This window comes from Variovorax sp. V15 (assembly GCF_041154425.1).
GTDB lineage: Bacteria > Pseudomonadota > Gammaproteobacteria > Burkholderiales > Burkholderiaceae_C > Variovorax > Variovorax guangxiensis.
Genome location: NZ_AP028659.1, coordinates 6859197 through 6883175 on the forward strand (window position 1 = coordinate 6859197; position 23979 = coordinate 6883175).

General features: G+C 69.1%; 23 protein-coding genes and 1 riboswitch. Of the genes, 17 read left to right on the forward strand and 6 right to left on the reverse strand.

The features are described 5' to 3' along the window. The first annotated feature begins 83 nt into the window (after positions 1-83). The 6 genes from ACAM57_RS32120 to ACAM57_RS32145 all read left to right on the forward strand — a co-directional run bounded on the left by ACAM57_RS32120 (position 84) and on the right by ACAM57_RS32145 (position 5639). Positions 84-497, forward strand: coding sequence for a ribonuclease P protein component (locus ACAM57_RS32120; RefSeq protein ID WP_184639131.1), 414 nt, complete (start codon positions 84-86; stop codon positions 495-497). Next, positions 494-781, forward strand: a complete 288-nt coding sequence (yidD, locus tag ACAM57_RS32125) for a membrane protein insertion efficiency factor YidD (RefSeq protein ID WP_126020849.1) — start codon at positions 494-496, stop codon at positions 779-781. Before ACAM57_RS32120 ends, yidD begins: the two co-directional genes overlap by 4 nt. Next, positions 778-2490 (forward strand): membrane protein insertase YidC, encoded by a 1713-nt coding sequence (gene yidC, locus ACAM57_RS32130; RefSeq protein ID WP_369660246.1) that lies wholly within the window; start codon positions 778-780, stop codon positions 2488-2490. Before yidD ends, yidC begins: the two co-directional genes overlap by 4 nt. Positions 2491-2570: 80 nt before the next feature. Then, the gene (gene mnmE / locus ACAM57_RS32135) at positions 2571-3977 is read left to right on the forward strand and encodes a tRNA uridine-5-carboxymethylaminomethyl(34) synthesis GTPase MnmE (RefSeq protein WP_369660247.1); all 1407 of its coding nucleotides are present in this window, start codon (positions 2571-2573) and stop codon (positions 3975-3977) included. A 101-nt stretch (positions 3978-4078) separates the two neighbouring features. Continuing rightward, positions 4079-4540: a Crp/Fnr family transcriptional regulator gene (locus ACAM57_RS32140; protein ID WP_126020855.1), complete on the forward strand. Its 462-nt coding sequence runs from the start codon at positions 4079-4081 to the stop codon at positions 4538-4540. 106 nt (positions 4541-4646) lie between these two features. Continuing rightward, complete coding sequence (locus ACAM57_RS32145) at positions 4647-5639, forward strand: zinc ribbon domain-containing protein (protein WP_369660248.1); 993 nt, start codon at positions 4647-4649, stop codon at positions 5637-5639. A 30-nt stretch (positions 5640-5669) separates the two neighbouring features. Here ACAM57_RS32145 and ACAM57_RS32150 read toward each other — a convergent pair whose 3' ends face one another. Next, positions 5670-7655: a monovalent cation:proton antiporter family protein gene (locus tag ACAM57_RS32150; RefSeq protein ID WP_184639137.1), complete on the reverse strand. Its 1986-nt coding sequence runs from the start codon at positions 7653-7655 to the stop codon at positions 5670-5672. 104 nt (positions 7656-7759) lie between these two features. Between ACAM57_RS32150 and ACAM57_RS32155 the strand changes: the two genes are divergently transcribed. From ACAM57_RS32155 to ACAM57_RS32170, 4 genes are read left to right on the forward strand one after another with little or no spacing between them, the layout of a single operon-like run. Next, entirely contained in the window at positions 7760-8761 is a 1002-nt protein-coding gene (locus ACAM57_RS32155) for an SIS domain-containing protein (RefSeq protein ID WP_126020861.1), read from the forward strand. Next, positions 8761-9309 (forward strand): HAD family hydrolase, encoded by a 549-nt coding sequence (locus ACAM57_RS32160; RefSeq protein WP_126020863.1) that lies wholly within the window; start codon positions 8761-8763, stop codon positions 9307-9309. The genes ACAM57_RS32155 and ACAM57_RS32160 overlap by 1 nt, the downstream gene beginning before the upstream one ends. Further along, positions 9306-9965 carry an LPS export ABC transporter periplasmic protein LptC gene (gene lptC / locus ACAM57_RS32165; RefSeq protein WP_184639139.1) on the forward strand — a complete coding sequence of 220 codons (660 nt, stop codon included), beginning with the start codon at positions 9306-9308 and terminating at the stop codon, positions 9963-9965. The genes ACAM57_RS32160 and lptC overlap by 4 nt, the downstream gene beginning before the upstream one ends. A gap of 16 nt (positions 9966-9981) precedes the next feature. Further along, positions 9982-10764 (forward strand): SDR family oxidoreductase, encoded by a 783-nt coding sequence (locus tag ACAM57_RS32170; protein ID WP_184639141.1) that lies wholly within the window; start codon positions 9982-9984, stop codon positions 10762-10764. Between the two features lie 91 nt (positions 10765-10855). On the opposite strand, the gene ACAM57_RS32175 is transcribed toward ACAM57_RS32170, so the two are convergent. Then, positions 10856-11383 carry an RNA recognition motif domain-containing protein gene (locus ACAM57_RS32175; RefSeq protein ID WP_369660249.1) on the reverse strand — a complete coding sequence of 176 codons (528 nt, stop codon included), beginning with the start codon at positions 11381-11383 and terminating at the stop codon, positions 10856-10858. A gap of 272 nt (positions 11384-11655) precedes the next feature. Beyond that, positions 11656-11833, forward strand: a riboswitch (yybP-ykoY riboswitch). Positions 11834-11850: 17 nt separating this feature from the next. On the opposite strand from ACAM57_RS32175, the gene ACAM57_RS32180 reads away from it, so the two are divergent. From ACAM57_RS32180 to ACAM57_RS32195, 4 genes are all read left to right on the forward strand, one after another. After that, positions 11851-12414: a TMEM165/GDT1 family protein gene (locus ACAM57_RS32180; RefSeq protein WP_369660250.1), complete on the forward strand. Its 564-nt coding sequence runs from the start codon at positions 11851-11853 to the stop codon at positions 12412-12414. A 237-nt stretch (positions 12415-12651) separates the two neighbouring features. Next, positions 12652-13827 carry a homoserine O-acetyltransferase gene (locus tag ACAM57_RS32185; RefSeq protein WP_184639147.1) on the forward strand — a complete coding sequence of 392 codons (1176 nt, stop codon included), beginning with the start codon at positions 12652-12654 and terminating at the stop codon, positions 13825-13827. After that, positions 13824-14414, forward strand: coding sequence for a methionine biosynthesis protein MetW (metW, locus tag ACAM57_RS32190; RefSeq protein WP_126020873.1), 591 nt, complete (start codon positions 13824-13826; stop codon positions 14412-14414). Before ACAM57_RS32185 ends, metW begins: the two co-directional genes overlap by 4 nt. A gap of 7 nt (positions 14415-14421) precedes the next feature. Then, on the forward strand, positions 14422-15009 hold the full coding sequence (locus ACAM57_RS32195) for a YigZ family protein (protein WP_369660251.1): 588 nt from the start codon (positions 14422-14424) through the stop codon (positions 15007-15009). On the opposite strand, the gene ACAM57_RS32200 is transcribed toward ACAM57_RS32195, so the two are convergent. Further along, positions 14954-15886: an ion transporter gene (locus tag ACAM57_RS32200; RefSeq protein WP_126020876.1), complete on the reverse strand. Its 933-nt coding sequence runs from the start codon at positions 15884-15886 to the stop codon at positions 14954-14956. The genes ACAM57_RS32195 and ACAM57_RS32200 overlap by 56 nt on opposite strands. Positions 15887-16001: 115 nt before the next feature. Between ACAM57_RS32200 and ACAM57_RS32205 the strand changes: the two genes are divergently transcribed. Continuing rightward, the gene (locus tag ACAM57_RS32205; RefSeq protein ID WP_126020878.1) at positions 16002-16526 is read left to right on the forward strand and encodes a polymer-forming cytoskeletal protein; all 525 of its coding nucleotides are present in this window, start codon (positions 16002-16004) and stop codon (positions 16524-16526) included. Between the two features lie 107 nt (positions 16527-16633). Here the strand turns inward: ACAM57_RS32205 and ACAM57_RS32210 are convergent, their stop codons facing one another. Further along, on the reverse strand, positions 16634-17404 hold the full coding sequence (locus ACAM57_RS32210; protein WP_369660252.1) for a DUF72 domain-containing protein: 771 nt from the start codon (positions 17402-17404) through the stop codon (positions 16634-16636). Positions 17405-17499: 95 nt separating this feature from the next. Between ACAM57_RS32210 and ACAM57_RS32215 the strand changes: the two genes are divergently transcribed. Together ACAM57_RS32215 and ACAM57_RS32220 are read left to right on the forward strand one after the other, a co-directional pair. After that, complete coding sequence (locus tag ACAM57_RS32215) at positions 17500-19011, forward strand: M20 family metallopeptidase (protein WP_369660253.1); 1512 nt, start codon at positions 17500-17502, stop codon at positions 19009-19011. Then, positions 19008-19865, forward strand: coding sequence for a lysophospholipase (locus ACAM57_RS32220; protein WP_369660254.1), 858 nt, complete (start codon positions 19008-19010; stop codon positions 19863-19865). The genes ACAM57_RS32215 and ACAM57_RS32220 overlap by 4 nt, the downstream gene beginning before the upstream one ends. Here the strand turns inward: ACAM57_RS32220 and ACAM57_RS32225 are convergent. Continuing rightward, positions 19837-21018, reverse strand: coding sequence for an MFS transporter (locus ACAM57_RS32225; protein WP_369660255.1), 1182 nt, complete (start codon positions 21016-21018; stop codon positions 19837-19839). The two genes, ACAM57_RS32220 and ACAM57_RS32225, sit on opposite strands and share 29 nt — an antisense overlap. Beyond that, positions 21015-23960, reverse strand: a complete 2946-nt coding sequence (locus ACAM57_RS32230; RefSeq protein WP_369660256.1) for a DUF4132 domain-containing protein — start codon at positions 23958-23960, stop codon at positions 21015-21017. Before ACAM57_RS32230 ends, ACAM57_RS32225 begins: the two co-directional genes overlap by 4 nt. Positions 23961-23979: the final 19 nt, after the last annotated feature.

Consider the following 23979-nt stretch of genomic DNA (forward strand, 5'->3'; position numbering starts at 1 on the left):
TGCCAGCAGCCGACCCGTCAGCGCCAGCTCCATCCGCCAGGGCTTCTGGCCCGGGCCGGCATGACACAAGCGGCCCGGCTTCCATGCAGCGGCTCAAGTCCCGCGCGCAATTCCAGGCCGTCCTCGCAGGTGCCACCGTGGCGCGCACTGCTCATTTCGCATTGCATCGTTGTGCGCTCGATCTCGCATCGAGCGCACAGCCGTTGTTCGCGTCCGACGACGTCTGGCTGGGTGCCATGGTGCCCAAGCGCTGGGCGCGTCGCGCCGTCACGCGCAACGCCATCAAGCGCCAGATCTATTCGGTGAGCGCCGCATCCGGTGCAGCACTGCCTCGCGCCGCGCACGTGGTGCGGCTGCGCGCGGGCTTCGACCGCAAGGAGTTCGTGAGCGCCTCTTCGGACAAGCTCAAGGCCGCCGTGCGCGCCGAACTCCAGCAGCTGCTGGCACGGGCCGCGCGCGCCCCTGCGCCGGCCGCAGCCCCTTCCTCCTCGCCATGAAACGCCTGCTGATCGGCATCGTGAAGGCCTACCGCCTGCTGCTGAGCCCCTGGCTCGGCCAGTCGTGCCGTTTCACGCCGACCTGCTCCGTGTATTCGATCGAGGCGCTGGAAGTGCATGGCGCGCTCAAGGGCAGCTATCTCACCCTGCACCGCATCGCGCGCTGCCAGCCCTGGTGCCAGGGCGGCCACGATCCGGTTCCGCCGAAATCCCAGCGTCGCACTGACAGGTCAGGATCGCTGTTTTCGTCTCTTCTCTCTTCCGACAAGAAGTCTTCGTCATGAACGATATCCGCCGCACGATACTGTGGGTGATTTTTGGTTTCTCGCTGGTACTGCTGTGGGACCAATGGCAGGTCTTCAACGGCAACAAGCCGACCTTCCTGCCGTCGACCAAGCCGGCCGCCACGGCCGCCACGGCCGCCACGGCCGCCGCTCCCGCAACCACCGCGCCCGCGGCCAACAGCAACGGCGTACCGGCTGCCTCCGGCAGCGGCAATGCCGGCGCCGTGCCCACGCAAGCGGTGGCCGCGGCTCCGCGTGAGCAGGTCAAGGTGACCACCGACCTGTTCCAGGCCAGCATCGACAGCGAAGGCGCCACGGTCAACCACCTCGAACTGCGCAAGTACGACGAAGCCGACCGCACCAAGCACGTGGTGCTGTTCGAGAACGGCTCGCCCGCCACCCGCTATGTCGCGCAGACCGGCCTGCTCAACCAGGTCGACACCGGCGAGCGTTTCCCGAACCACCTGACGCAGATGACGCCCAGGCCCGGCCCGCGCGAGATGGCCGACGGCCAGAACACGCTGGAAGTGAGCTTCGAAAGCGCCCCCGCCGGCGGCCTGAAGTACATCAAGACCTACGTGTTTCACCGTGGCGACTACGTTATCGGCGTGCGCCACGAAGTGGTCAACGTGAGCGACCAGCCGCGCGACGCGCAGCTGTACCTGCAGTTGCTGCGTCACGGCACGGTGGCTGCCAGCACCATGTTCGGCACCAACACCTTCACGGGCCCTGCGGCGTACACCAACGAGAAGAAGTTCCACAAGCTCGACTTCAAGGACATCGCCAAGGGCAAGATCGAACCGCCGCCGCCGGCCAACGACGGCTGGATCGCGATGGTGCAGCATTACTTTGCTTCGGCGTGGCTGCTCAAGGGCGACCCGGCCAGCGAGCAGCTGCGCCGCGAGTTCCGCGTGAAGGACCTGGGCGACAACCAGTTCTCCATCGCCATGGTGGCCACGCTGCCGAAGATCGCCCCGGGTGCCACGCAGGTCGTGAACAGTGCGTTGTTCGCGGGTCCCGAGGAAGAAAAGAAGCTCGAAGCCATCGCCCCGGGCCTGGACCTGGTGAAGGACTACGGCATCTTCGCGATCATCTCCAAGCCGCTGTACTGGCTGCTCACCCAGCTGCACGGCCTCCTGGGCAACTGGGGCTGGTCGATCGTCGCGCTGGTGGTGCTGCTGAAGGCGGCCTTCTACTGGCTCAACGCCAAGGCCTACGCCAGCATGGCCAAGATGAAGGCCATCAATCCGAAGATCATGGAAATGCGCGAGCGGCTGAAGGACAAGCCGCAGGAGATGCAGCAGGAAATGATGCGGATCTACAAGACCGAGAAGGTCAACCCGATGGGCGGCTGCTTCCCGATCCTGATCCAGATCCCGGTGTTCATCGCGCTGTACTGGGTGCTGCTGTCGTCGGTCGAGATGCGCCACGCGCCCTGGATCGGCTGGATCACCGACCTCTCGGCACCCGACCCCTGGTACATCCTGCCGATCGTGATGACGGCCACGTCGCTCTTCCAGACCTGGCTCAACCCGACGCCGCCCGATCCGATGCAGGCCAAGCTGATGTGGATCATGCCGCTCGCGTTCAGCGTGATGTTCATCTTCTTCCCGGCCGGCCTGGTGCTGTACTGGATCACGAACAACGTGCTGTCGATCGCGCAGCAGTGGTTCATCAACAAGCGCCTGGGCGTGCTCGGCGCCAAGTAAGCCGGCCGATCGCTCCAAGCCATCCCACGAAGGGCCGCGCAAGCGGCCCTTTTTGCTGAAAGACTGAAAGAATCCGCACCATGCTCGCCCGCACCTCCGACCCCATCGTCGCCATCGCCACCGCCTCGGGGCGCGGCGCGGTCGGCATCGTGCGCGTGTCGGGCGCCAGGCTGGCGCCGCTGGTCGACGCGATCTGCGGCCGCGCGCTCAAGCCGCGCGAGGCCACCTACCTGCCGTTCCGCGACGCGGACGGCGAGCCGGTCGACCACGGCCTGGCCATCCACTTTCCCTCGCCCAACTCCTTCACCGGCGAGGACGTGCTCGAACTGCAGGCCCATGGCGGATCGGTCGTGCTGCAGCTCCTGCTGGCGCGCTGCCTGGAAGCGGCGGCCGAGCCCGACCCGGTCACCGGCCGCCCGCGCCTGCCCGGCCTGCGCGTGGCCGAGCCCGGCGAGTTCAGCCAGCGCGCCTTCCTCAACGGCAAGATCGACCTGGCGCAGGCCGAGGCCATCGCCGACCTGATCGACGCCAGCACCGAGGCGGCCGCGCGCAGCGCCGGGCGCTCGCTGTCGGGCGCCTTCTCGCGCGAGATCCACACGCTGCGCGACGCGCTGATCCACCTGCGCATGCTGGTGGAGGCCACGCTCGACTTTCCCGAGGAGGAGATCGACTTCCTGCAGAAGGCCGACGCGGCCGGGCAGCTGGCGAAGCTGCGGTCGCAGCTATCTGCGGTGCAGCAGCGCGCGCGCCAGGGCGCCCTGCTGCGCGAGGGCATCAAGGTCGTGATCGCGGGCCAGCCCAACGCCGGCAAGAGCTCGCTGCTCAATGCGCTGGCCGGCGCGGAGCTGGCCATCGTGAGTGCCGTGGCGGGCACCACGCGCGACGTGGTCTCGCAGACCATCCAGATCCACGGCGTGCCGCTGCACGTGGCCGACACCGCCGGCCTGCGGGAGAGCAGCGACGAGGTCGAGCAGATCGGCGTGGCACGCGCCTGGGGGCAGATCGAGAGCGCCGATGCGGTGCTGTTCCTGCACGACCTGACGCGCGCGAGCCAGACCGACTACGCCGCTGCCGACGCCGAGATACTGGCCGGTCTCCAGCGGAAGCTGCCCGCGAGCGTGCCGGTGCTCGACGTCTGGAACAAGCAGGACGCGGCACCCACGGCCCATCCCGAACAGGGCATCGCCCTCTCCGCCAAGACCGGGCTGGGCATCGAGGCCCTGCGCGATCAGCTTCTGGCCATGGCCGGCTGGCAGGCAGTGCCCGAGGGCGTGTACCTTGCGCGAGCGCGCCACGTGCAGGCGCTGGCCCGGGTCGAAACGCACCTGGCGCTGGCTGCAAGCCACCTGGAGGCACAGGCACAGCTGCTCGACCTGCTGGCCGAGGAACTGCGCCTCGCGCAGAACGCGCTGAACGAGATCACCGGCGAGTTCGGCGCCGACGACCTGCTGGGCGTCATCTTTTCGCGCTTCTGCATTGGTAAATAGCCACAGATAGCGGCAGCCGCCCTCGAAAAACGTAAACACTTGTAGCCGAAGTTCGCGGCCATCGCGGATACTTCGGCTCACATGCGGGGGCCGAGAAACACATGTCAATCCAGAACCTGAGCCGCGCCATCGCGGAGAACATCAACACCGACGCGTTCGCGTTGACGTTCAACGTCCAGCAGTGGGAAACGCTGGCGGGTTACCTGCAACCCATCGAGACCGGCGTCGGCGACGTGCTGATCGAGCAGGGCACGCCCGACCGTTCGGTGTTCTTCGTCGAGAGCGGCGCCATCAGCGTGCACCGCGTCAGCAGCAAGGAACAGATGAAGCTGGCCGTGCTTACCGCGGGTTCGGTGGTCGGCGAAGGCTCGTTCTTCTCGCGGCAGCCGCATTCTGCCAACGTGGTGGTCACCGGTGCGGGCCGCGTCTGGCGGCTCACCGCGATCCGCTTCGCCGAGATGTCGAACCGCCAGCCCAACATGGCGCTGGAGATCGCGATGGCCCTGGGCGCCGTGATCGCCAAGCGCATGGCGCACCGCTCCAAGCGCGTCGCGGTGACCTGATCGGGAAGGCCTCCTCACTCGCCCGCCACCGGATCGATCCTACGGATGCAGGCCAGCCATTTCAGTTCAGGACGCCGAGAAGCAAGAAGTAGTCAGCAAGCAAGCCATGGCCTCGATCTGTCCGGTCTGCAGCACGGAGAACCGTGACGGCGCGAATTTCTGCAGGAGCTGCGGCATCAAGCTGTCCGCCGCGGGAGACCGGATCCCGCCGCCGCCGACCCCCGAACGCGAATGGGCCACCACGGCGCCCGCCCAACTGCGCGCGCCGACCATCCCGGCGCCCCTCGAAGAACTCCCGCCGGCACCGTCGCCCGCGCGCCAGTCCTTCTTCAGCCGCTCGCCTGCCTCCGCGCCGCGGCATGACGACGACGAGCAGACCGTTTTCATGCTGCACGACGACGGCTCGCCGCGCGTGCCCGCACCGCCGGCCACCCCGCAGGGGCTGGAATCGAGCTGGGCGCCGTCGCCCGAAAGGGTGAAGAAGCCCCGGGTCAGGATCCGCAAGCCCGCTCCGGTCGACCGGCCGCCGCGCAAGCGCGCGATCCTGCTGTGGGTGGGCCTGCTCGCGGTGGCTGTGGCGATGATCGTGGCGGGCTGGTCCGGCTACGGAACGCGAAAGACGGCTCCTGCCGTCGAGGAGACGGCCCCGCCCGCCGTCGCGCCGGCTCCCGCCGCTGCGGCGCCTGCCGTCGAGTCACCACCACCGCCATCACCGCCATCACCGCCGCCCGCCGAGCCCGCCGCGACGGATGCACAGCCTGCCGAGCAGGCCGCGCCATCGCCTGCGGCGGAAGCCGCGCCGGCAGCACCCCCGCCGCCCAAGCCCGCCAAGCAGGCGCGCAAGCAGCCGGCCGCCGCTGCGGCGCCCCAGCCAGCTGCGGAGACTGCTGCTCCCGTCGCGGCGCCTGCTCCGCCACCCGCACCGGCGGCTGCGGCCGAGCCCGCGGCCATGTGCGGCGACCGCAATTTCATCGCCAGGGCGCAATGCATGGCGGCGCAGTGCCTGAAGCCGGAGTACAAGGCCCATGCGCAGTGCGAGGCGGTGCGCCGTCAGCAGCGCATCGAGGAAGAAAAGCGCAACCCGACGCTCATCAACTGAGCGTCCCGGCGGAAAGCGGCCTGCTGCCGCTCAGCCCTTCTGCAACCGCTCGACCGCCATCGCCAGCGCGGCCGGCTTGCCCGAGAGCACCAGTGTGTCGCCGTCCGACAGTACCGTGTCGTCGGCCAGCGGGCGCGGCTGGCCGTCGTGCCGGCGCAGGCTCGCGATGCGCACGCCCAGCGTCTGCAGCGCCAGTCCCTGCAGCGTCTGGCCGATCGCGCGGGCGCCTGCATCGAGCGTGAAGCTGTTGAGCCGCTCGTGATCGATCTCGTCGGCGTTGTCGTCGTCCGCGCCGTGGAAGTAGCCGCGCAGCAGGTTGTAGCGGGCATCGCGCTGGTCCTGCACCACGCGGATCACGCGCCGCATCGGCACGCCGACCAGCGCCAGCGCGTGGCTCGCGAGCATCAGCGAACCCTCGATGGCCTCGGGTACCACTTCGGTCGCGCCGGCGGCCTGCAGCTTCTCGAGGTCGTGGTCGTCCTGCGTGCGCACGATCACCGGCACGTGCGGCGCGTGGGCGCGCGTGTTGGCCAGCACCTTCATCGCGCCGGGCACGTCGAGGTAGGTCACGACCACCGCGCTGGCGCGCGCCAGGCCGGCCGCCATCAGCGCCTGCAGCCGCGCGGCGTCGCCGAACACCACCGAGTCGCCGGCGGCGGCGGCCTGGCGCACGCGGTCGGGGTCCAGGTCGAGCGCCATGTAGGGGATGCCCTCGCGCTCCAGGATGCGCGCCAGGTTCTGGCCGCAACGCCCGTAGCCGCAGATGATCACGTGCTGCGCGGTGTTGATGGTCTTGCGCGCGATGGTCGTCATCTGCAGCGACTGCTGCAGCCAGTCGCTGGCCACCAGCTTCCGCACGATGGCGTTGCTGTACATGATGATGAAGGGCGTCGCCAGCATCGACAGCACCATCGACGCCAGCACCGGGTTGGCCAGCCACGGCGGCAGCAGGCTGCGCTCCTGCGCCAGCGTCAGCAGCACGAAGCCGAACTCGCCGGCCTGGGCGAGATACAGGCCGGTGCGCAGCGACACGCCCGAGGTGGCGCCCAGCACCCGAGCCAGCACGGTCACCAGCGCCAGCTTGAAGGCCAGCGGCACCAGCAGCAGCACGCCCACCAGCAGCCAGCGCTCGACCACGATGTGCCAGTCGAGCGACATGCCCACGGTGATGAAGAACAGCCCCAGCAGCACGTCGTGGAAGGGGCGGATGTCGGTCTCGACCTGGTGCTTGTATTCGGTCTCCGACACCAGCATGCCTGCGATGAAGGCGCCCAGCGCCAGGCTCAGGCCGGCCAGCTCGGTCAGCCAGGCAAGCCCCAGCGTGATCAGCAGCACGTTCAGGATGAAGAGCTCCTCGCTGCGCCGCCGCGCCACCAGCGTGAGCCACCAGCGCATCACCCGCGGGCCGCCGTACAGCAGCACGCCGATCAGGAAGCTCGCCTTCAGCAGCGCGAGCCCCAGCGCCTTGGCCAGCGCCTCGGGCGGGGCGCCCAGCGCGGGGATCAGCACCAGCAGCGGCACCACCGCCAGGTCCTGGAACAGCAGCACGCCCATCACGCGCTTGCCGTGCTCGCTTTCGAGTTCGAGCCGCTCGGCCATCAGCTTGACCACGATGGCGGTGCTGCTCATGGTGAGCGCGCCCGACAGGGCCAGCGCGGTCTGCCAGCCCAGGTGCCAGGCCGCCGGCAGCAGCCGCGCCAGCAGCAGCGCGCCGATGGTGGCGAGGGCCATGGTCAGCAGCACCTGCAGCAGGCCCAGGCCGAACACGTGCTTTCGCATCGCGCGCAGCTTGGGCAGGCTGAATTCCAGTCCGATCACGAACATCAGGAACACCACGCCGAATTCGCCGAGGTGCTGGATGCCCTCGGTGTTCTGGGCCAGCGCGAAGGCGTGCGGCCCGATCAGCACGCCGGCCGAGAGATAGCCGAGCATCGGCGGCAGCTTGAGTGAGCGGCACGCCACCACGCCGATCACCGCGGCCAGCAAGTACAACAGCGTGAGATCGAACGAAGACATATGCGCCGATGCTAGAGCAAGAGCCGTGCGCGGCGCCTCAGGGAGGACACCCGGAGGCGCCCCGGCGGCCGCGGGGGCAAGCCGCTGGCCCGTAAAATCCGGCGATGAGCTCCCGTCCCGCCCCGGCCCCCGTGGTCGACCCCGAAGCCATCCTGGCCCGGGCACGCCTCACCTTCGACATCGAAGCCGAAGCCGTCTCCGGCCTGAAGAACCGCGTCGGCCCCAGCTTCGTCGAGGCCGTGCGCAAGATCCTCGAAGTGCGCGGCCGCGTGGTCGTGATGGGCATGGGCAAGAGCGGCCACGTCGGCCGCAAGATCGCCGCCACCCTCGCCTCCACGGGCACGCCCGCGATGTTCGTGCACCCGGCCGAGGCCAGCCACGGCGACCTCGGCATGATCAAGGCGGTCGACCTGGTGCTCGCCATCTCCAACAGCGGCGAGGTCGACGAGCTCACCGTCATCCTGCCGGTCGTCAAGCGCCAGGGCGTGCCCCTGATCGCCATGACCGGCCGCACCGAATCCACCCTCGCCCGCCATGCCGACATCGTGATCGACGCGGGCGTGTCGAAGGAGGCCTGCCCGCTCAACCTCGCCCCCACCGCCAGCACCACCGCCCAGATGGCGATGGGCGACGCGCTGGCCGTGGCGCTGCTCGACGCGCGCGGCTTCGGCTCGGAAGACTTCGCTCGCTCGCACCCGGGCGGCGCGCTCGGGCGCAAGCTGCTCACCCACGTGAGCGATGTCATGCGCTCGGGCGACGACGTTCCTCGCGTGGCGCCCGACGCCAGCATCAGCGAGCTGATGCGTGCCATGAGCAACAAGGGCTTCGGCGCCGCCGCGGTGGTGGAGCCCGACGGCCGCGCCTCGGGCATCTTCACCGACGGCGACCTGCGCCGGTTGATCGAGGCCGGTGCCGACCTGCGCAGTCCCAAGGCGGTCGACGTCATGCACCGCAACCCGCGCACCATCCGCGTCGACGCGCTGGCGGTGGAAGCCGCCGAGCTCATGGAACAGTGCGGCATCACCCGGCTGTTCGTGATCGACGGCGAAGGCGTGGTCGTCGGCGCGATCAACACCAACGACCTGATGCGCGCGAAGGTCATCTGATGCCCCTCGAGTTCCAGGCCGAGACGCTTCTCGCCGCACAGGACGTGCGCATCGTCTTCTTCGACATCGACGGCGTCCTGACCGACGGCGGCGTGTATTTCACCGAGCATGGCGAGACGCTCAAGCGCTTCAGCATCCTCGACGGCTACGGCCTGAAGTTGCTGCGCAAGGCGGGCATCGTGCCGGCCGTGATCACCGGGCGCGACTCCAAGCCGCTGCGCGTGCGCCTGGAGGCGCTGGGCATCGAGCACGTGCGCTATGGCACCGAGGACAAGCTGCCGGCCGCCCAGGCCATGCTCGACCAGCTCGGCTTCGGCTGGGCACAGGCCGCGGCCATCGGCGACGACTGGCCCGACCTGCCGGTGCTCTCGCGCGTCGGCTTCCCGGCGGCGCCGGCCAATGCCCATGCGGAAGTGCGCGGCATCGCGCGCTACGTGACCAGGGCGCGCGGCGGCGAGGGCGCTGCGCGCGAGTTGTGCGACCTGCTGCTCACCGCCTGCGGCCAGTACCGCGTCATGCTCGACGCGGCGCGGGGGCCTGGCGCATGAGCGGCGTGAAACGCGCATGGGGCATGGCGCGCGATGTCCTCGACCGCGCCACGATCTACCTGCCGATCATCCTGACGGCGGCCGTCGCGCTCGGCACCTACTGGCTGGTGCGCAACGCGCCCAAGCTGCTGGAGCCTGCTCCCAAGGTCGCGCCCACGCACGAGCCCGACTACTTCATGCGCGACTTCGTCATCAAGAACTTCCTGCCCAATGGCGACCTGCGCAGCGAACTGCACGGCGTCGAAGGCCGGCACTACCCCGACACCGACACCATCGAGATCGACAAGGTGCGCATGCGCTCGGTGTCCCCCGAGGGGCTCGTGACGCGCGGCAGCGCCGACCGGGGGCTGTCGAATTCCGACGGCAGCGAAATCCAGCTCTTCGGCAACGCGATCGTCATCCGCGACCCGTCGGTGGGACCGAACGGCAAGCCCACGCCGCGCCTGGAGTTCCGCGGCGACTTCCTGCATGCCTACGTCGACACGGAGCGCGTCACCTCGAACAAGCCGGTCACGCTCATCCGTGGCACCGACCAGTTCACCGGCGACACGCTCGACTACGACAACCTGAGCGGCGTGGCCAATCTCAACGGCCGGGTGCGCGGCGTGCTGATTCCGTCGGCGGCGGCAGCTCCTGCTCCCGCCAGGAAGCGCTGAGGAAGGCATCTCCCGCATGACGACCTCCCCGCTCGTCTTCATCACCGGCGCTTCCAGCGGCATCGGCCAGGCGCTGGCCGCGAGCTTCTACGACGCCGGCTACCGGCTGGCGCTGGTCGCGCGGCGCACGGGGGAAATCGAATCGTGGGCGAGCGCCCGCCAGCTGGGCGCCGACCGCTACCGGGTCTACGGCGCCGACGTGGCGCAGACCGACAGCATCGTCGCCGCCGGCAATGCCTGCATCGAGCAGCAGGGACTGCCCGACGTGGTGATCGCGAACGCGGGCATCAGCGTCGGCATCGACACAGGGGAGCGCGAGGACATCGACGTGATGGCGCGCACCTTCGCCACCAACAACGTGGGCTTGATGGCCACTTTCCATCCCTTCGTGCGGGCGATGGTCCGGCGCGGCAGCGGGCGGCTGGTGGGCATCGGCAGCGTGGCCTCCATCCGCGGGCTGCCGGGGCACGGCGCGTACTGCGCGAGCAAGGCCGGCGTGGTGGCGTACTGCGAGAGCCTGCGCGGCGAGCTGCACGGGAGCGGCGTGAAAGTCGTCACCTTGTGCCCGGGCTACATCGACACGCCCCTCACGCAGGGCAACCGCTATGGCATGCCCTTCCTCATGAAAGCGGAAGACTTCGCCAACCAGGCGCTGCGCGCCATCGAGGCGGGCACCAGCTATCGCGTGATTCCCTGGCAGATGGGCGTGGTCGCCAAGATCATGCGCATGCTGCCGAACGCCGTGCTCGACCGGGCGGTGCAGGGGCGCGAACGGAAGAAGCGCAGCGGCGAAGCCTGATCGGGCCAGCTTCGCCGACCGCCCAAAGAAAAAGGCTCCCAAGGGAGCCTTTTGCCTGTCTGAGTGTGATTCGTTCGGAGAGTCGCAGGGTTCAGTAGCCGCTGTTGCCGCCGCCGTAACCACCGCCGCCACCGCCCGAGCGGCCGCCGCCACGGGGACCAGCGCCGTAGGGGCTGCGGAAACCGCCGTCGCCACCACCACCGCCGCCGCCACTGCGGCCACCGCCGCCGTAGCCGCCACCACCGCCGCCGGAGCGACCGCCACCACCGTAGCCGCCACCACCGCCGCCGCCGTAGCCACCGCCACCACCGCCGCCATAACCACCACCGCCGCCGCCGCCGCCGTAGCCGCCGCTGCGCGGGGGACGCGCTTCCATCGGACGTGCCTCGTTGACGACGACGCTGCGGCCGCCCAGGGGCTGGCCGTTCATGCCGTTGATTGCGGCCTGTGCTTCCGCGTCACTGCCCATCTCGACGAAGCCGAAGCCCTTCGAGCGGCCGGTGTCGCGTTCCATCATGACCTTGGCGCTGGTCACGGCGCCGAACTGCCCGAAGGCCTGTTCGAGATCTCCGTCGCGCACCGAGTAAGGCAGGTTGCCGACGTACAGTTTGTTGCCCATCAAGGGACTCCTATAAACACATCAAGAAAAGCGATGGAGTCCCGAAAGCATCACTCAAACGAGAGCGTCGAGTCGCGCGAAACTGACCGATCACCGAACTGCCCCCCGACCAAAGTGAAGAGGGAGGCTCGTGCATTATGGGTGAAATATCCGAATTGCAAGCGGGAATTTGCTTCTTGAGGTAGCACCTGTCAAAACTATTCGAAAGCTAGCGCCTACTTGCACGATTGAGCGAGGTCCTTCGCCCTACATCCGTGCGTGCATGTAGAATTCCGCCCGTCATTGGGGAGTAGCCGCCTTCCGATCTGCGAGAAGGGCCCGCGTCAACAGACTTGTCCTGTCCCACCAGGATATGGCGCGTGCAGTGAACACACCTGGCGAGACCTTTGACCGTGCAACTTCGGGAATATGGCCGAAGGTGTTGCACGGTCAATTGCGTCCTTCGGCCCAAGGAACCCCACGTCATCATGGAAGCTTTTCTCGTAGCAACGGGCGTCGTCGCGCTCGCGGAAATGGGCGACAAGACCCAGCTCTTGGCCCTTCTTCTGGCCGCGCGTTTCAGGAAACCCTGGCCCATCGTCCTCGGCATCTTCGCCGCCACCGTCATCAACCATGCGCTCGCGGGCGCGGTCGGCAACTACCTCACGCGCTGGCTCGGGCCCGAGGTGCTGCGGTGGATACTGGGCGGCTCCTTCATCGCCATGGCCGTCTGGATGCTCATTCCCGACAAGCTCGACGACGACGATGCCCCCGGCACATCGAAGTTCGGCGTCTTCGGCACCACGGTCATCGCCTTCTTCCTCGCCGAGATGGGCGACAAGACCCAGATCGCCACCGTCATGCTCGCCGCCCGCTTCACGCACGACTACCTCTGGGTGGTCATGGGCACCACGCTGGGCATGATGCTGGCCAATGCGCCCGTGGTGTGGCTCGGCGAGAAGATCGTGCGCCGCGTGCCGATCAAGCTCGTGCACGGCATCTCCGCCGCGATCTTCCTTGTGCTGGGCATCGTGATGATCGTCGGCTGGTAAGAAAAGAAAAAGGCGGAGCCCGGCCCCTTCCAGGAACACCGCGGAACCGGCTTTGCCGGGCCGCCGGTGTTGCCCCCTTCCCAAGGGGGTTGGCGAAGCGACACGCAGTGCGCGCAGCCTGGGGGATATACTTTGCCTTGCGCCGATTTGCTTCAGCTTGCGGGCGCTTTATAAATTCAGCTAAAGACAGGCGCGGCAGACCCGGCTCGTTTTTGGCGAGGCCGGGTTTTTTCATTCATGTCGTCGTCACCACCTCTGGTCGTCACTCCGCAGTCGATGCAGTTCGCAGGCCCGCTGGCCTTGCGCAGCGGCGCATCGATCAGCGACTACACGCTCGCCTACGAAACCTACGGCACCCTGAACGCCGAGCGCAGCAACGCCGTGCTTGTTTGCCATGCGCTCAACGCCTCGCACCACGTCGCGGGCGTCTACCAGGGCCAGGCCCGTTCCGAGGGCTGGTGGGACAACATGGTGGGCCCGGGCAAGCCGCTCGACACCGACCGTTTCTTCGTGATCGGCGTCAACAACCTCGGCTCCTGCTTCGGCTCGACCGGCCCGATGCACGTCAACCCCGCCACCGGCCGCGTCTACGGCGCCGACTTCCCGGTGGTGACGGTCGAGGACTGGGTCGACGCCCAGGCCGCGCTGCTCGACGCGCTCGGCATCGAGACGCTCGCCGCCGTGATGGGCGGCAGCCTCGGCGGCATGCAGGCCCTCTCCTGGACGCTGCAGTACCCCGAGCGCGTGCGCCACGCGGTGGTGGTGGCCAGTGCACCCAACCTCACGGCCGAGAACATCGCCTTCAACGAGGTGGCGCGCCGCGCCATCGTGACCGACCCCGACTTCCACGGCGGCCACTTCTACGAGCACGGCGTGGTGCCCAAGCGCGGCCTGCGCATCGCGCGGATGATCGGCCACATCACCTACCTCAGCGACGACGTGATGAACGCCAAGTTCGGCCGCATCCTGCGCAGCGCCGTGGAGGGTGAGAACAATGGCGAGGCGGCGGGCGCCGACTACCGCTATTCCACCCAGGACGTCGAGTTCCAGATCGAGAGCTACCTGCGCTACCAGGGCGACAAGTTCAGCGAGTACTTCGACGCCAACACCTACCTGCTGATCACCCGCGCGCTCGACTACTTCGACCCCGCGCGCAACCACGGCGGCAAGCTCAGCGCCGCGCTCGCACAGGCGCGCGCCAAGTTCCTGCTCGTGAGCTTCAAGACCGACTGGCGCTTCTCCCCCGCGCGCAGCCGCGAGATCGTCAAGGCGCTGCTCGACAACAGCCGCAACGTGAGCTACGCCGAGATCGACGCGCCGCATGGCCACGACGCCTTCCTGCTCGACGACGTGCGCTACATGGGCGTGGTGCGTTCCTACTTCGAGCGCGTCGCCAAGGAGTTCCAGCAATGAGCGACCTCGAACACCAGCGTCTGATCGCGGAGCTCGTGCCGCAGGGCTCGCGCGTGCTCGACCTCGGCTGCGGCGACGGCGCCCTGCTCGACCTGCTGCAGCGCGAGCGCGGCTGCACCGGCTACGGCGTGGAGATCGCCGACGGCAACGTGCTGCAGTGCATCCGCCGCGGCGTCGACGTGATCCAGCTCAACCTCGACGAAGGCCTCGCGATGTTCGACGACGCCTCCTTCGACGTGGTGCTGCAGATCGACACGCTGCAGCACCTGCGCAATGCCGAAGTCATGCTGCGCGAGACCGCGCGCGTGGGCCGCATCGGCATCGTCGCCTTCCCCAACTTCGCGCACTGGCCCAACCGCCTGAGCGTGGCGCGCGGGCGCATGCCCGTCACGCGCCGCCTGCCCTACCAGTGGTACGACACGCCCAACATCCGCGTCGGCACCTTCAAGGACTTCGAGGTGCTGGCCGGCAAGAACAACCTGCGCATCCTCGACGCCTTCGGCCTGCAGGACGGCCGCGACGTGCGCTGGCTGCCCAATGCGCGCGCCAGCACGGCGGTGTTCAAGTTCGAGCGCGGCGGCGGTTGACGGCGCAATGAGCTTCACGCTCGCACAGCCGGTCCACAGCGAACTCGTCATCAAGAAGAGCCGCTTCATCGGCTGCGTGCAGCCGGTGGCCGATCGGGCGGCGGCACTGGCGGTGGTCGCCTCGCTGCGCGCCGAGCATCCCGCGGCGGCGCACGTGTGCTGGGCCCTCATGGCGGGCGGGCAGTCGGCCGCGAACGACGACGGCGAGCCCGGCGGCACCGCAGGACGTCCGATGCTGGAAGTGCTTCGCCACCAGCAGGTCGAGGGCGCGCTCGCGACCGTGGTGCGCTACTTTGGCGGCGTGAAGCTGGGCGCGGGCGGCCTCGTGCGGGCCTACACCGATGCGATCGCGCAGGCCCTGCTCGGCGCCACGCTGGTGCCGCTGCTGCGCCAGCGAAGCCTGCGCTGCTCGGTGCCGTATGCGCTCGAAGGGCTGGTGCGGCGCGAGCTCGCTGCAGCCGGCGCGGTGCTCGAAGGCGTGCAGCACGGCGACGACGTGGCTTTCGCCTTCTCGCTGCCGGAGCCCGAGGCCGATGCCTTCATCGTGCGCCTCGGCGATGCTGCGCAAGGGCGCGTCGTCTGGCCGCGGGAGTGAGCCTCTTGGCCGGTACCGCCGGTGCCGGTTCGACCATCGCGAGAACGCCGCGCTGCGCCACCGGCACCGCGACCGATTCGTCGTCGCCGCCGCGGCGCGCCATCTCGGCGGTCACGATGCCGGTCGGCACCGCGAGCACGCCCCAGCCCACCAGCATCATCACCGACGCGATCGCGCGGCCGAGGTCGGTCTTGGGCACGAGGTCGCCGAAGCCCACGGTGGCCATCGTCGAGATCGCCCAGTAGACCGCCACCGGGATGCTGGTGAAGCCGTGCTGCGGCCCTTCGACCACGTACATCAGCGTGCCCATCACCAGCACCACCAGCATCACGAAGCCCACGAACACGGTGATCTTGCGCCGGCTCGCTGCCACCGCCGAGACCAGCGCGCGGTACTCCACGGAGTAACGCGATAGTTTGAAGATCCTGAACACGCGCAGCAGACGCAGGATGCGCACGTCGATCAGATAGCCCAGGCCCATCTGCGGCGCGAAGACCACGAGGAAGGTCGGCAGCAGCGCCAGCAGGTCGATCACGCCGTAGAAGCTCGTCGCGTAGCGCAGCGGCTTGTTCACGCAGCTCAGCCGAGCGATGTACTCCAGCGTGAAGAGGATGGTGAACATCCACTCGAGGACGTTGAACACCGGGCGCCACTGCTCGCGGATGGACTGCACGCTGTCGAGGATCACCACCAGCACGCTGGCCACGATCACCGCGATCAGCGCGAGGTCGAACATCAGGCCCGCGCGCGTGTCGGCCTCGAAGATCACGGTGAAGAGAGTGCGCCGCCAGCCGTGCGCGGGCTTGTCGAAGCGCGAGTCGGTGCTGGACGACATCGCGCGCGATGTGGTGTTCCGTTCGACGTTTGGAGAGCTCATGGCGCCACATTGTCATGCGCCCGATCGACTTATTCAGTTACGCTTCTTGCGCAATGAAGTGCCGCAGGCCGTGAGTGCGTTCTTACGATAGTCCCCTTTCTTGAGGAGCTCCCCTTTGGCTACACAGTCCCCCTTCTTCGGCAAGCGTGATCGTGACACCGATTCGTTGACATCGCGCCCCGCGCCGCTCGTCGGTTCGGGCACCAACCTCTCCGGAACCCCCGTCAATCCCTCCTCGCTCACCGCACAGCAAGGCGGCCTGAACGCCGCAGCGGCCGCGCCCGTGGCCAAGGAAGGCGGCAGCAAGCTCACCGTCGGCCCCAACATCAAGCTCAAGGGCGTGGAGATCACCGACTGCGACACGCTCGTGGTCGAAGGCCTGGTCGAAGCCACCATGGACTCGCGCCTGATGCAGATCGCCGAACAGGGCGCCTTCAAGGGCTCGGCCGAGATCGACATCGCCGAGATCCGCGGCGTGTTCGACGGCAGCCTCACCGTGCGCGAGAAGCTCGTCATCCACTCGACCGGCAAGGTCACCGGCAAGATCCGCTACGGCAAGATCGTGATCGAGGAAGGCGGCCAGATCTCCGGCGAGATCAGCTTCGGCGCCGCCAAGCCCTCGCTTCAGGCCGCTGCCTGAAACAGGCCCCCCGGCTTTTCACTCCGCTTCGCTGCGTGTAACTCCACCCCCCGAGGGGGAGGCGCGGGCCGCCTTGGGAGCGGCCCGGCGGCGCCCGCAGGCGTCTTTCACGCGGTAGGTGCGGTCCAGCCAAGACGCTCCAGCAAGGCACCGGCAGCCGCCGGTGCCTTTTCCTTGGCGCCGTTGATGAAGTAGACGAACACGTCACGCTTCTTCGACGACGCGCCCCACCCCTGCGCGCGCTCGGCCCATGTGTCGAGGGCCTTGGGCGCATAGCCCGCTTTCAGCTTGCCATCGGCCATCATCAGCCGCGCGTAGGCGATGTCGCCTTCGGGCTCCTCGAAGGACGGAAACTTCTTGGCGTCGGTGAACACCGTCGACACCTTGTACTTCTTCGCGAGCGCCTTGTAGGCGGGCACGATGAAGCTCTCGTGCCGCACGTCCATCACGTGCCGCAGCACGCGGCTGCCCTCCTTCTTCGGCAGCAGAGCCAGGAAGGCCTCGAAGTCCTCCGCGTCGAACTGCTTGGTCGGCATGAACTGCCACACGATCGGCCCGAGCTTGTCGCCGAGCTCGGCCACGCCGCTGTCGATGAAGCGCTTGATGGAGTCTCCCGCGCCCGACAGCAGCTTGCGGTTGGTCGCGAAGCGCGAGGCCTTCATCGAGAAGATGAAGTCGTCGGGCGTGTCGTCGTGCCACTTGCGGAAGGTCTCGGGCTTGAAGGTGCTGTAGTAGGTGCCGTTGATCTCGATGGCGCTGACCTTGCGGCTCGCGTAGTTGAGTTCCTTCGCGTGCGCGAGCCCCTTGGGATAGAAGTTGTCGCGCCAGGGCTCGTAGGTCCAGCCGCCGATGCCCACCTTGATGTTTGCCTTGCTCACGTGGCCCTCCGGGTTGAGATCGCCCGCACTCTACGCGCGGACGCTGCTGGGCGCAAAATGCGTCCTTTCTTTCGTCACCCGCGGAGAACCCACCGATGAACGCCCCCCTGCACCGCGAAATGCCCGCCGGCACGCTCGACGCCGAGCGCGCCCTGTCCGACGTCACCGCCCAATGGGACGGCGACATCCTCAAGCAACTCACCGACTACATCGGCATCCCGGCCAAGTCGCCCGGCTTCGACAAGGACTGGTCGGCCAACGGCTATCTCGAGACCGTGCTGCGCAATGCCGCCGCCTGGGTGGAGGCGCAGAAGGTCGAGGGCCTGAAGCTGGAGATCGTGCGGCTCGAAGGGCGCACCCCGGTGCTGTTCTTCGAAGTGCCGGCCACCGGCACCGACATGGGCGAGACCGTGCTGATGTACGGACACCTCGACAAGCAGCCCGAGTTCACCGGCTGGCGCAACGACCTCGGCCCCTGGACGCCCAAGTACGAGAACGGCCTGCTCTACGGCCGCGGCGGCGCCGACGACGGCTATGCGGTGTACGCCAGCATCGCCGCGCTGCAGGCGCTCAAGAACCAGGGCGCTGCGCACCCGCGCATCGTGGGCCTGATCGAGACCTGCGAGGAAAGCGGCTCCTACGACCTGCTGCCGTATGTCGACGCACTGCGCCCGCGCCTGGGCAACGTCGAGCTCGTGATCTGCCTCGACTCCGGCGCCGGCAACTACGACCAGCTCTGGCTCACCACCTCGCTGCGCGGCATGGCCAGCGGCACGCTCAAGGTCGAGGTGCTGACCGAGGGCATCCACTCGGGCGACGCCTCGGGCCTCGTGCCCTCGAGCTTCCGCATCATGCGGCAGGTGCTCGACCGGCTCGAAGACAGCGCCACCGGCCGCCTGCTGCCCGCGAGCTTCCACTGCGAAGTGCCGGCCGACCGCCTCGCGCAGGCCAAGGCCACCGCCGCCATCCTCGGCGACGAGGTCTACAAGCGCTTCCCGTGGGCGCACTACGACTGCGGCGGCTCGACCGTGTTCGCTCTGCCCACCACCACAGACCCGGTCGAGGCCCTGCTCAACCGCACCTGGAAACCCACGCTGTCGGTGACCGGTGCCGAAGGCTTCCCGGCGCTGAAGGACGCGGGCAACGTGCTGCGCCCCTACACCGCCTTCAAGCTGTCGCTGCGCCTGCCCCCGCTGGTCGACGCGGCCGAGGCGGTGCAGAACCTCAAGACGCTGCTGGAGGACAACGCGCCCTACCAGGCCCGCGTGACCTTCGAGAGCAACGGCGGCGCCACCGGCTGGAACGCGCCCGCCATCACGCCGTGGTTCGAGGACGCGCTCAACAAGGCCTCGCAGGCGCACTTCGGCGCTTCCTGCGGCTACATCGGCCAGGGCGGAACCATCCCGCTGATGAACATGCTCAGCGCCGGCTTCCCGAAGGCGCAGATGATGGTCTGCGGCGTGCTCGGCCCCAAGAGCAACGCGCACGGCCCCAACGAGTTCCTGCACGTGCCCTACGCCAAGAAGCTCACCGCGGCCGTGGCCGAGGTGATCGCCGCGCTGCCGGCCGCGCACCGCGCGGCGTCGTCGGAGCCGGCGGCGGCTTGAGCGCGGTCCTGCCCCTGCCGCAGCGCGTGTCGCTGTCCGCGCCGGACGGCGAGACGCTCGCATTGCGGCGGCTGCCGGCGCCCGGGCCGGCGCGTGCCGTGGTCGTCGTGGTCCACGGGCTGGGCGAGCACGCCGGCCGCTACCACGGCCTGGCCGAGTGCCTGCACGAATGGGGCTTCGCGGTGTGGGCGCACGACCACTACGGGCACGGCGAATCCAGCGGCCCGCGCGGCGGCCTGCCGAGCGAGCTGCGGCTGGTGGACGATCTCGCGCTGGTGATCGACGACGCGCGCCGCGAGAACCCCGGCCTGCCGGTGGTGCTGCTGGGCCACAGCCTCGGCGGGCTTGTCGTGGCGAGCCTGATTGCGCGCGGCGTGCGGCACGTCAACGCCGCAGTGCTGTCCTCGCCGGGGCTCGATCCCGGCCTGAACGGTTTCCAGAAGCTGCTGCTCGTGGTGCTGCCGCGCATCGCGCCCGACCTTCGCGTGGGCAACGGCCTCGACGACAACTACCTATCGCACGACCCGGCGGTGGTGCAGGCCTATCGTGACGATCCGCTCACGCACGACCGCATCGGCGGCCGGCTCGCGCGCTTCCTGGCCTACGAAGGAGAAGCCGTGCAGCAGCGCGCCGCCAACTGGCCGGTGCCCACGCTGCTGCTCTACGCGGGCGACGACCGCCTGGTGCGGCCCGCGGCCAGCCACGCTTTTGCCGCAGCCGCCGCGCCAAGCGGCAAGGTCGAGGCGCAATGCTTCGACACGCTGTACCACGAGATCTTCAACGAGCTCGAAGCCGATCCGGTCTTCGAAGCCCTTCAGCGCTGGCTCAACCGGCGCTTTCCGCAGCGGGGCTGACGGCGCGCTTGCGCGCCAGCCAGAGCAGCGCCGCGCCCGTCAGCACCACCGGCACCAGCGAGCCGAAGTTCAGCAGCCGCCAGCCCTGGGTGGTCACCAGCACGCCCGAGGCGAACGACGTCAGCGCCAGCGTGGCGAACACGCAGAAGTTGAGCGCGCCCTGCGCGCGGTCGCGCTCCTCGGGCGTGTAGGCGGTGAGCGACAGCGTGGTGCTTCCGGTGAAAAGGAAATTCCAGCCCACGCCCAGCAGGAACAGCGCCACGATGAAGTGATGCAGCTCCACGCCCGAGAGCGCGATGGCGATGCAGCCGAGGTTCAGCAGCAGCCCCGCGCCCATCACCGGCAGCGCGCCGAAACGGCGGATCAGGTGGCCGGTGAAGAAGCCCGGCGCGAACATGCCGATCACGTGCCATTCGAGCACCAGCGCGGCGTCGGAGAACGGCAGGCTGCAGATCTGCATCGCGATGGGCGTCGCGGCCATCAGCAGGTTCATCACGCCGTAGCCCAGCGCGCCGGCCGCCGCCGCGACGATGAACACCGGCTGGCGCGCGATCTCCGAAAGCGGCCGTCCGCCCGCCGCTTCCTTGCGCGCGGGCGCGGGCGGGAACTGGATGAAGTGCATCACCGCCATCGACAGCAGCGCCACCGCCGCCAGCGCGATGTAGGCGCCGGCGAAGGGCACGGCGAAGGCTTCGCGCGTGGCCTTGGCGAGGTTGGGCCCGGCCACGGCACCGATCAGTCCGCCGGCCATCACCATCGACACCGCCTTCTCGCGCCACTGCGGCGCCGCCAGCTCGGCCGCGGCGAAGCGGTAGAGCCCGGCGTTGGCGTTGTAGTAGCCCGCGATGACGGTGGCGAAGCACAGCAGCCAGAAGTTCTTCGTGACCGCCGCGAAGCAGCACAGCAGTGCCGACACCAGCGCCACCGCCAGCCCGGTCTGGAACGAGCCGCGCCGGCCGAAGCGCTGCTGCGTGCGCGCCACCAGCCCGGTGGAGAGCGCGCCGCCGATCACGTAGCTCATCACCGGCAGCGTCGCCATCCAGCCGCGCGGCGCGATGGCCAGGCCCACCAGCCCGTTGATGGCGATGAAGGTCACGTTGTTCGTCAGCAGCAGGCCCTGGCAGATGGCCAGCAGCCACAGATTGCGGTTCATGCGCTTGTCTCCCTTACCGCGCGCTGCAGGTCGCGCTCGATCTCGCTGAATGCGATGGCAGGCAGGTCGCCCAGCGTGCGCTCGGTGCCGGTGAGCGCCACGCCGTGCACCGTCTGCAGCACCTTGCCGTCGGGGCTGTCCTGCACGAACCAGCCCTCTTCCAGCCGCAGGCAGACCTGGCCCTCGCCGGGCACGCCCTTGTTGAAGCTGTTGACCATGCCGCCGTCGCCGATCTCGCGCACCCAGCCGCGCGTTTCCAGGCCCATGAGCGCGGCGTTCGACACCGCGCGGCCGGCCCACTGCGGCAACTCGCGGCCCGCGCGCAACGCCGGATCGAGCACGAAGGACTGGCGCGCCAGCTGCTCGAAGGGCTGCAGGATCTCGTAGTCGGCGAGCACCGGCGCCCATGCGGTGACGAGCGACGCATCGAGCGCCGCGAAGTCCAGCGGATGCGGCAGGCCGATGCGCGCGTTCTCCGGCAGCTTCACCGGGTCGTCGTGCAGGTCGGCCAGCTCGCCTTCGGCGGTGACGCGGAAGGTGCCCTGCAGCTTGTCGTCGGCATCGAACAGGCCCCAGACCAGCGGCCGGCTGAACACCCGCAGCACCGGGTGGTTCGCGAAGAAGGGCATGAACTCGTCGGGGCCCCAGCGGCGCTGCGCGCACATCGCGGCCTCCAGCCGCCGGATCTGCGTGGTGGCGACTGTCTTCGCGAGCTTGCGCAGTTCCTTGAGCTGCGTGGCCGCGGCGGCGGCCTTGCCGGCGTCGTCGTTCGCGCCGGCCTTGGGCAGCGTCTTGAGTGCCTTGCCGCGGGCATCGTGCACCACGGGCTGGAAGCTGTCGTCCATGCGCACCTCGAAGCTGCGTGGGCCGAAGTCCAGCGTGAGGCGCGCGCGGGCGTCCAGGCCGAGGTCGGGCACGGTGCGGTCGGCCAGCTGGTCGAGGCTCAGGCCGCGCTGCTCGGCCACCTCGCCGAGCATGCGGTCGGCGCGGGTGCGCAGGTCGTCGTAGCGGGTCTGGCGCGCGAGTTCGGCCAGGTGCATCAGCGCGGCGTCGCTGCCGATCTCGCCGAGCATGGCCATGGCGTCGTAGGCGCGCACGCGGTCGAGCCCGGCGCGCCACTGGCGCAGCAGGCTGTAGAGCTGGCGTGCGGTTTCGCCGTCGCCGAGGCGGCCCTGCAGCGCGAACATCCAGCGCTCCCTGGCCGGCCGGCCGTTGCCGATCCACCAGGCCAGCAGCGCGCGGCCGAAGCGCGCGAGGGAGTCGGGCGCGAGCGCGTCCAGCAGCGGGGCGAGCCCCGGGTATGGCGCGTCGGGCTTGCCGAGCATCATCGCCATCAGCACGTCGGGCACCACGGCCTGCGGCAGCGCGAGGCCGCCTTCCTTGAGGATCAGGCGGGGCAGCGACGGCAGGGGCAGCGTCTTCGGCACCACGGGCAGGCTGTCGGGCAGAACGTCTTCGGGCGCGATGGACAGCAGCTGCGCCACCGCGTCGGCGGCTTCGGCGCCGTAGGCCTGTGCCTGGACGCGCACCGTATCGGCATGGCCGTTGTCGTGCAGCCAGCGCAGCGCGGCCTGCGCCGATTCGTGCGCGGGGCCGGGCTCGCCCAGCGCGACGGGGACGAGGCCGCGCGCGGCCGTGTCGGGGTAGCGTTCCAGCCATGCGGCCGCCTCGCGCCGCACCCAGCGGTTGGTGTGGAAGCCCTTGGCGATCCAGCCGGCGAGCGGGTCCCATTCGATGACCGAGGCCAGCTCGAACATCGCCCGCGAGCCCTGCTTGAGGAAGCGCGGCAGCCCCGGCAGCGCGTCCGTGCCGAGGGCGTGGAGGATGGGCCGCACGCGCGCCACGTCGCCCATGAAGTGATCGACGGCCGGCCCGTGCGTGAACGCCGCCACGGCCAGCGGCGGGGGCAGTTGCCAGATGTATTCGGCGACGCCCCAGCGCGAGCCGGGCAGTTGGCCGAAGTCCTCGGGGCTGGTGATCTCGTGGCGGCCGGCGATGACGTCGTCGATGAGTTCGGGGCGCAGGCCCAGCATCCACAGCGCCTTGTGCAGGTTGCCGCCTTCGCGGATGGCGTCCGGCGCATCGGGCTGGTGGCGCGTGAACTCGGTCATCCACTGGTTCGAGCGATCGCGCGAAACCCGGACCTCGCGCGCCAGCCAGTCGGACAGGTCGCCCGTGGCCTGCAGGTACTGCGGCGGCTTCAGGTCGGTCCAATGGAGCCGGGCCGTCGGCGGCAGCGGCTGCAGCGCCAGTACCGGGATGACGGGCAGCGCCTGCCGGTTCTTCCACGGTGGGCGGCGCAGCAGCGCGGGCCAGTCGGCGGCGGGGGCGTCGGCCACGCCGGCGGAGCCGTCTTCCTGCAGGCGCGCGAGCGTCTTGCGCTGGGCTTCGTCGCACGAGGCTTCGAGCGGCTCCTGCCACTCGGGATTCGCCGCGAGCAGCTCCAGGATGAGCGCCGCGCCGGCCTGGTGCCGCGCCGGGTTCGCCGAGAGCAGCTCGCGCAGCACGAAGAGCGGCCAGCGTGCCGCCTGCTTCACCAGCGCGTTCTTGCAGTCGATCTGCTTGACCTGCGCGACGAAGAAGCGCACCACTTCCGCGTCATGGATGGCCAGCAGGTCGGTGACGGCTTCCTTGTGCGGCGAGGGCTCGAAGAGCAGTTCGGCCGCCGCGGCGCCGTGCATCTCGAGCATGCGCAGCCGCGCTGCGCGCGGCGGATAGAAGCTGGAGCGATGGCGGCGGAAGAAGTCGAGGCTGTCGGCCAGGCTGCGCTCCTCCGAGAGCGAACCGCCGCACCGGCCGCAGGGCCGGTCGTTGAACTTCGCGAGCGCCTCGCGCATGTTCTTGGACCACCGCACCTTGCCGTCGGGGCGCGCGTCGAGGCCGCCCTCCTTCTTCTCCTCGTTCTTCTCTGTTTCCCCCTTCGACTTGCGATTGCCCGCCATGCCATTGCTCTCCATTGAT

Bases quoted from the DNA above. Each gene is read 5' to 3' on its own strand.
- ACAM57_RS32230 (WP_369660256.1), bottom strand. From the start codon at position 23,960: ATGGCGGGCAATCGCAAGTCGAAGGGGGAAACAGAGAAGAACGAGGAG.
- yidD (WP_126020849.1), top strand. From the start codon at position 494: ATGAAACGCCTGCTGATCGGCATCGTGAAGGCCTACCGCCTGCTGCTG.
- ACAM57_RS32200 (WP_126020876.1), bottom strand. From the start codon at position 15,886: ATGAGCTCTCCAAACGTCGAACGGAACACCACATCGCGCGCGATGTCG.
- ACAM57_RS32170 (WP_184639141.1), top strand. From the start codon at position 9,982: ATGACGACCTCCCCGCTCGTCTTCATCACCGGCGCTTCCAGCGGCATC.
- ACAM57_RS32155 (WP_126020861.1), top strand. From the start codon at position 7,760: ATGAGCTCCCGTCCCGCCCCGGCCCCCGTGGTCGACCCCGAAGCCATC.
- ACAM57_RS32175 (WP_369660249.1), bottom strand. From the start codon at position 11,383: ATGGGCAACAAACTGTACGTCGGCAACCTGCCTTACTCGGTGCGCGAC.
- mnmE (WP_369660247.1), top strand. From the start codon at position 2,571: ATGCTCGCCCGCACCTCCGACCCCATCGTCGCCATCGCCACCGCCTCG.
- ACAM57_RS32160 (WP_126020863.1), top strand. From the start codon at position 8,761: ATGCCCCTCGAGTTCCAGGCCGAGACGCTTCTCGCCGCACAGGACGTG.
- ACAM57_RS32180 (WP_369660250.1), top strand. From the start codon at position 11,851: ATGGAAGCTTTTCTCGTAGCAACGGGCGTCGTCGCGCTCGCGGAAATG.
- ACAM57_RS32185 (WP_184639147.1), top strand. From the start codon at position 12,652: ATGTCGTCGTCACCACCTCTGGTCGTCACTCCGCAGTCGATGCAGTTC.
- ACAM57_RS32215 (WP_369660253.1), top strand. From the start codon at position 17,500: ATGAACGCCCCCCTGCACCGCGAAATGCCCGCCGGCACGCTCGACGCC.
- lptC (WP_184639139.1), top strand. From the start codon at position 9,306: ATGAGCGGCGTGAAACGCGCATGGGGCATGGCGCGCGATGTCCTCGAC.
- ACAM57_RS32150 (WP_184639137.1), bottom strand. From the start codon at position 7,655: ATGTCTTCGTTCGATCTCACGCTGTTGTACTTGCTGGCCGCGGTGATC.
- ACAM57_RS32225 (WP_369660255.1), bottom strand. From the start codon at position 21,018: ATGAACCGCAATCTGTGGCTGCTGGCCATCTGCCAGGGCCTGCTGCTG.
- yidC (WP_369660246.1), top strand. From the start codon at position 778: ATGAACGATATCCGCCGCACGATACTGTGGGTGATTTTTGGTTTCTCG.
- ACAM57_RS32195 (WP_369660251.1), top strand. From the start codon at position 14,422: ATGAGCTTCACGCTCGCACAGCCGGTCCACAGCGAACTCGTCATCAAG.
- ACAM57_RS32120 (WP_184639131.1), top strand. From the start codon at position 84: ATGCAGCGGCTCAAGTCCCGCGCGCAATTCCAGGCCGTCCTCGCAGGT.
- metW (WP_126020873.1), top strand. From the start codon at position 13,824: ATGAGCGACCTCGAACACCAGCGTCTGATCGCGGAGCTCGTGCCGCAG.
- ACAM57_RS32145 (WP_369660248.1), top strand. From the start codon at position 4,647: ATGGCCTCGATCTGTCCGGTCTGCAGCACGGAGAACCGTGACGGCGCG.
- ACAM57_RS32140 (WP_126020855.1), top strand. From the start codon at position 4,079: ATGTCAATCCAGAACCTGAGCCGCGCCATCGCGGAGAACATCAACACC.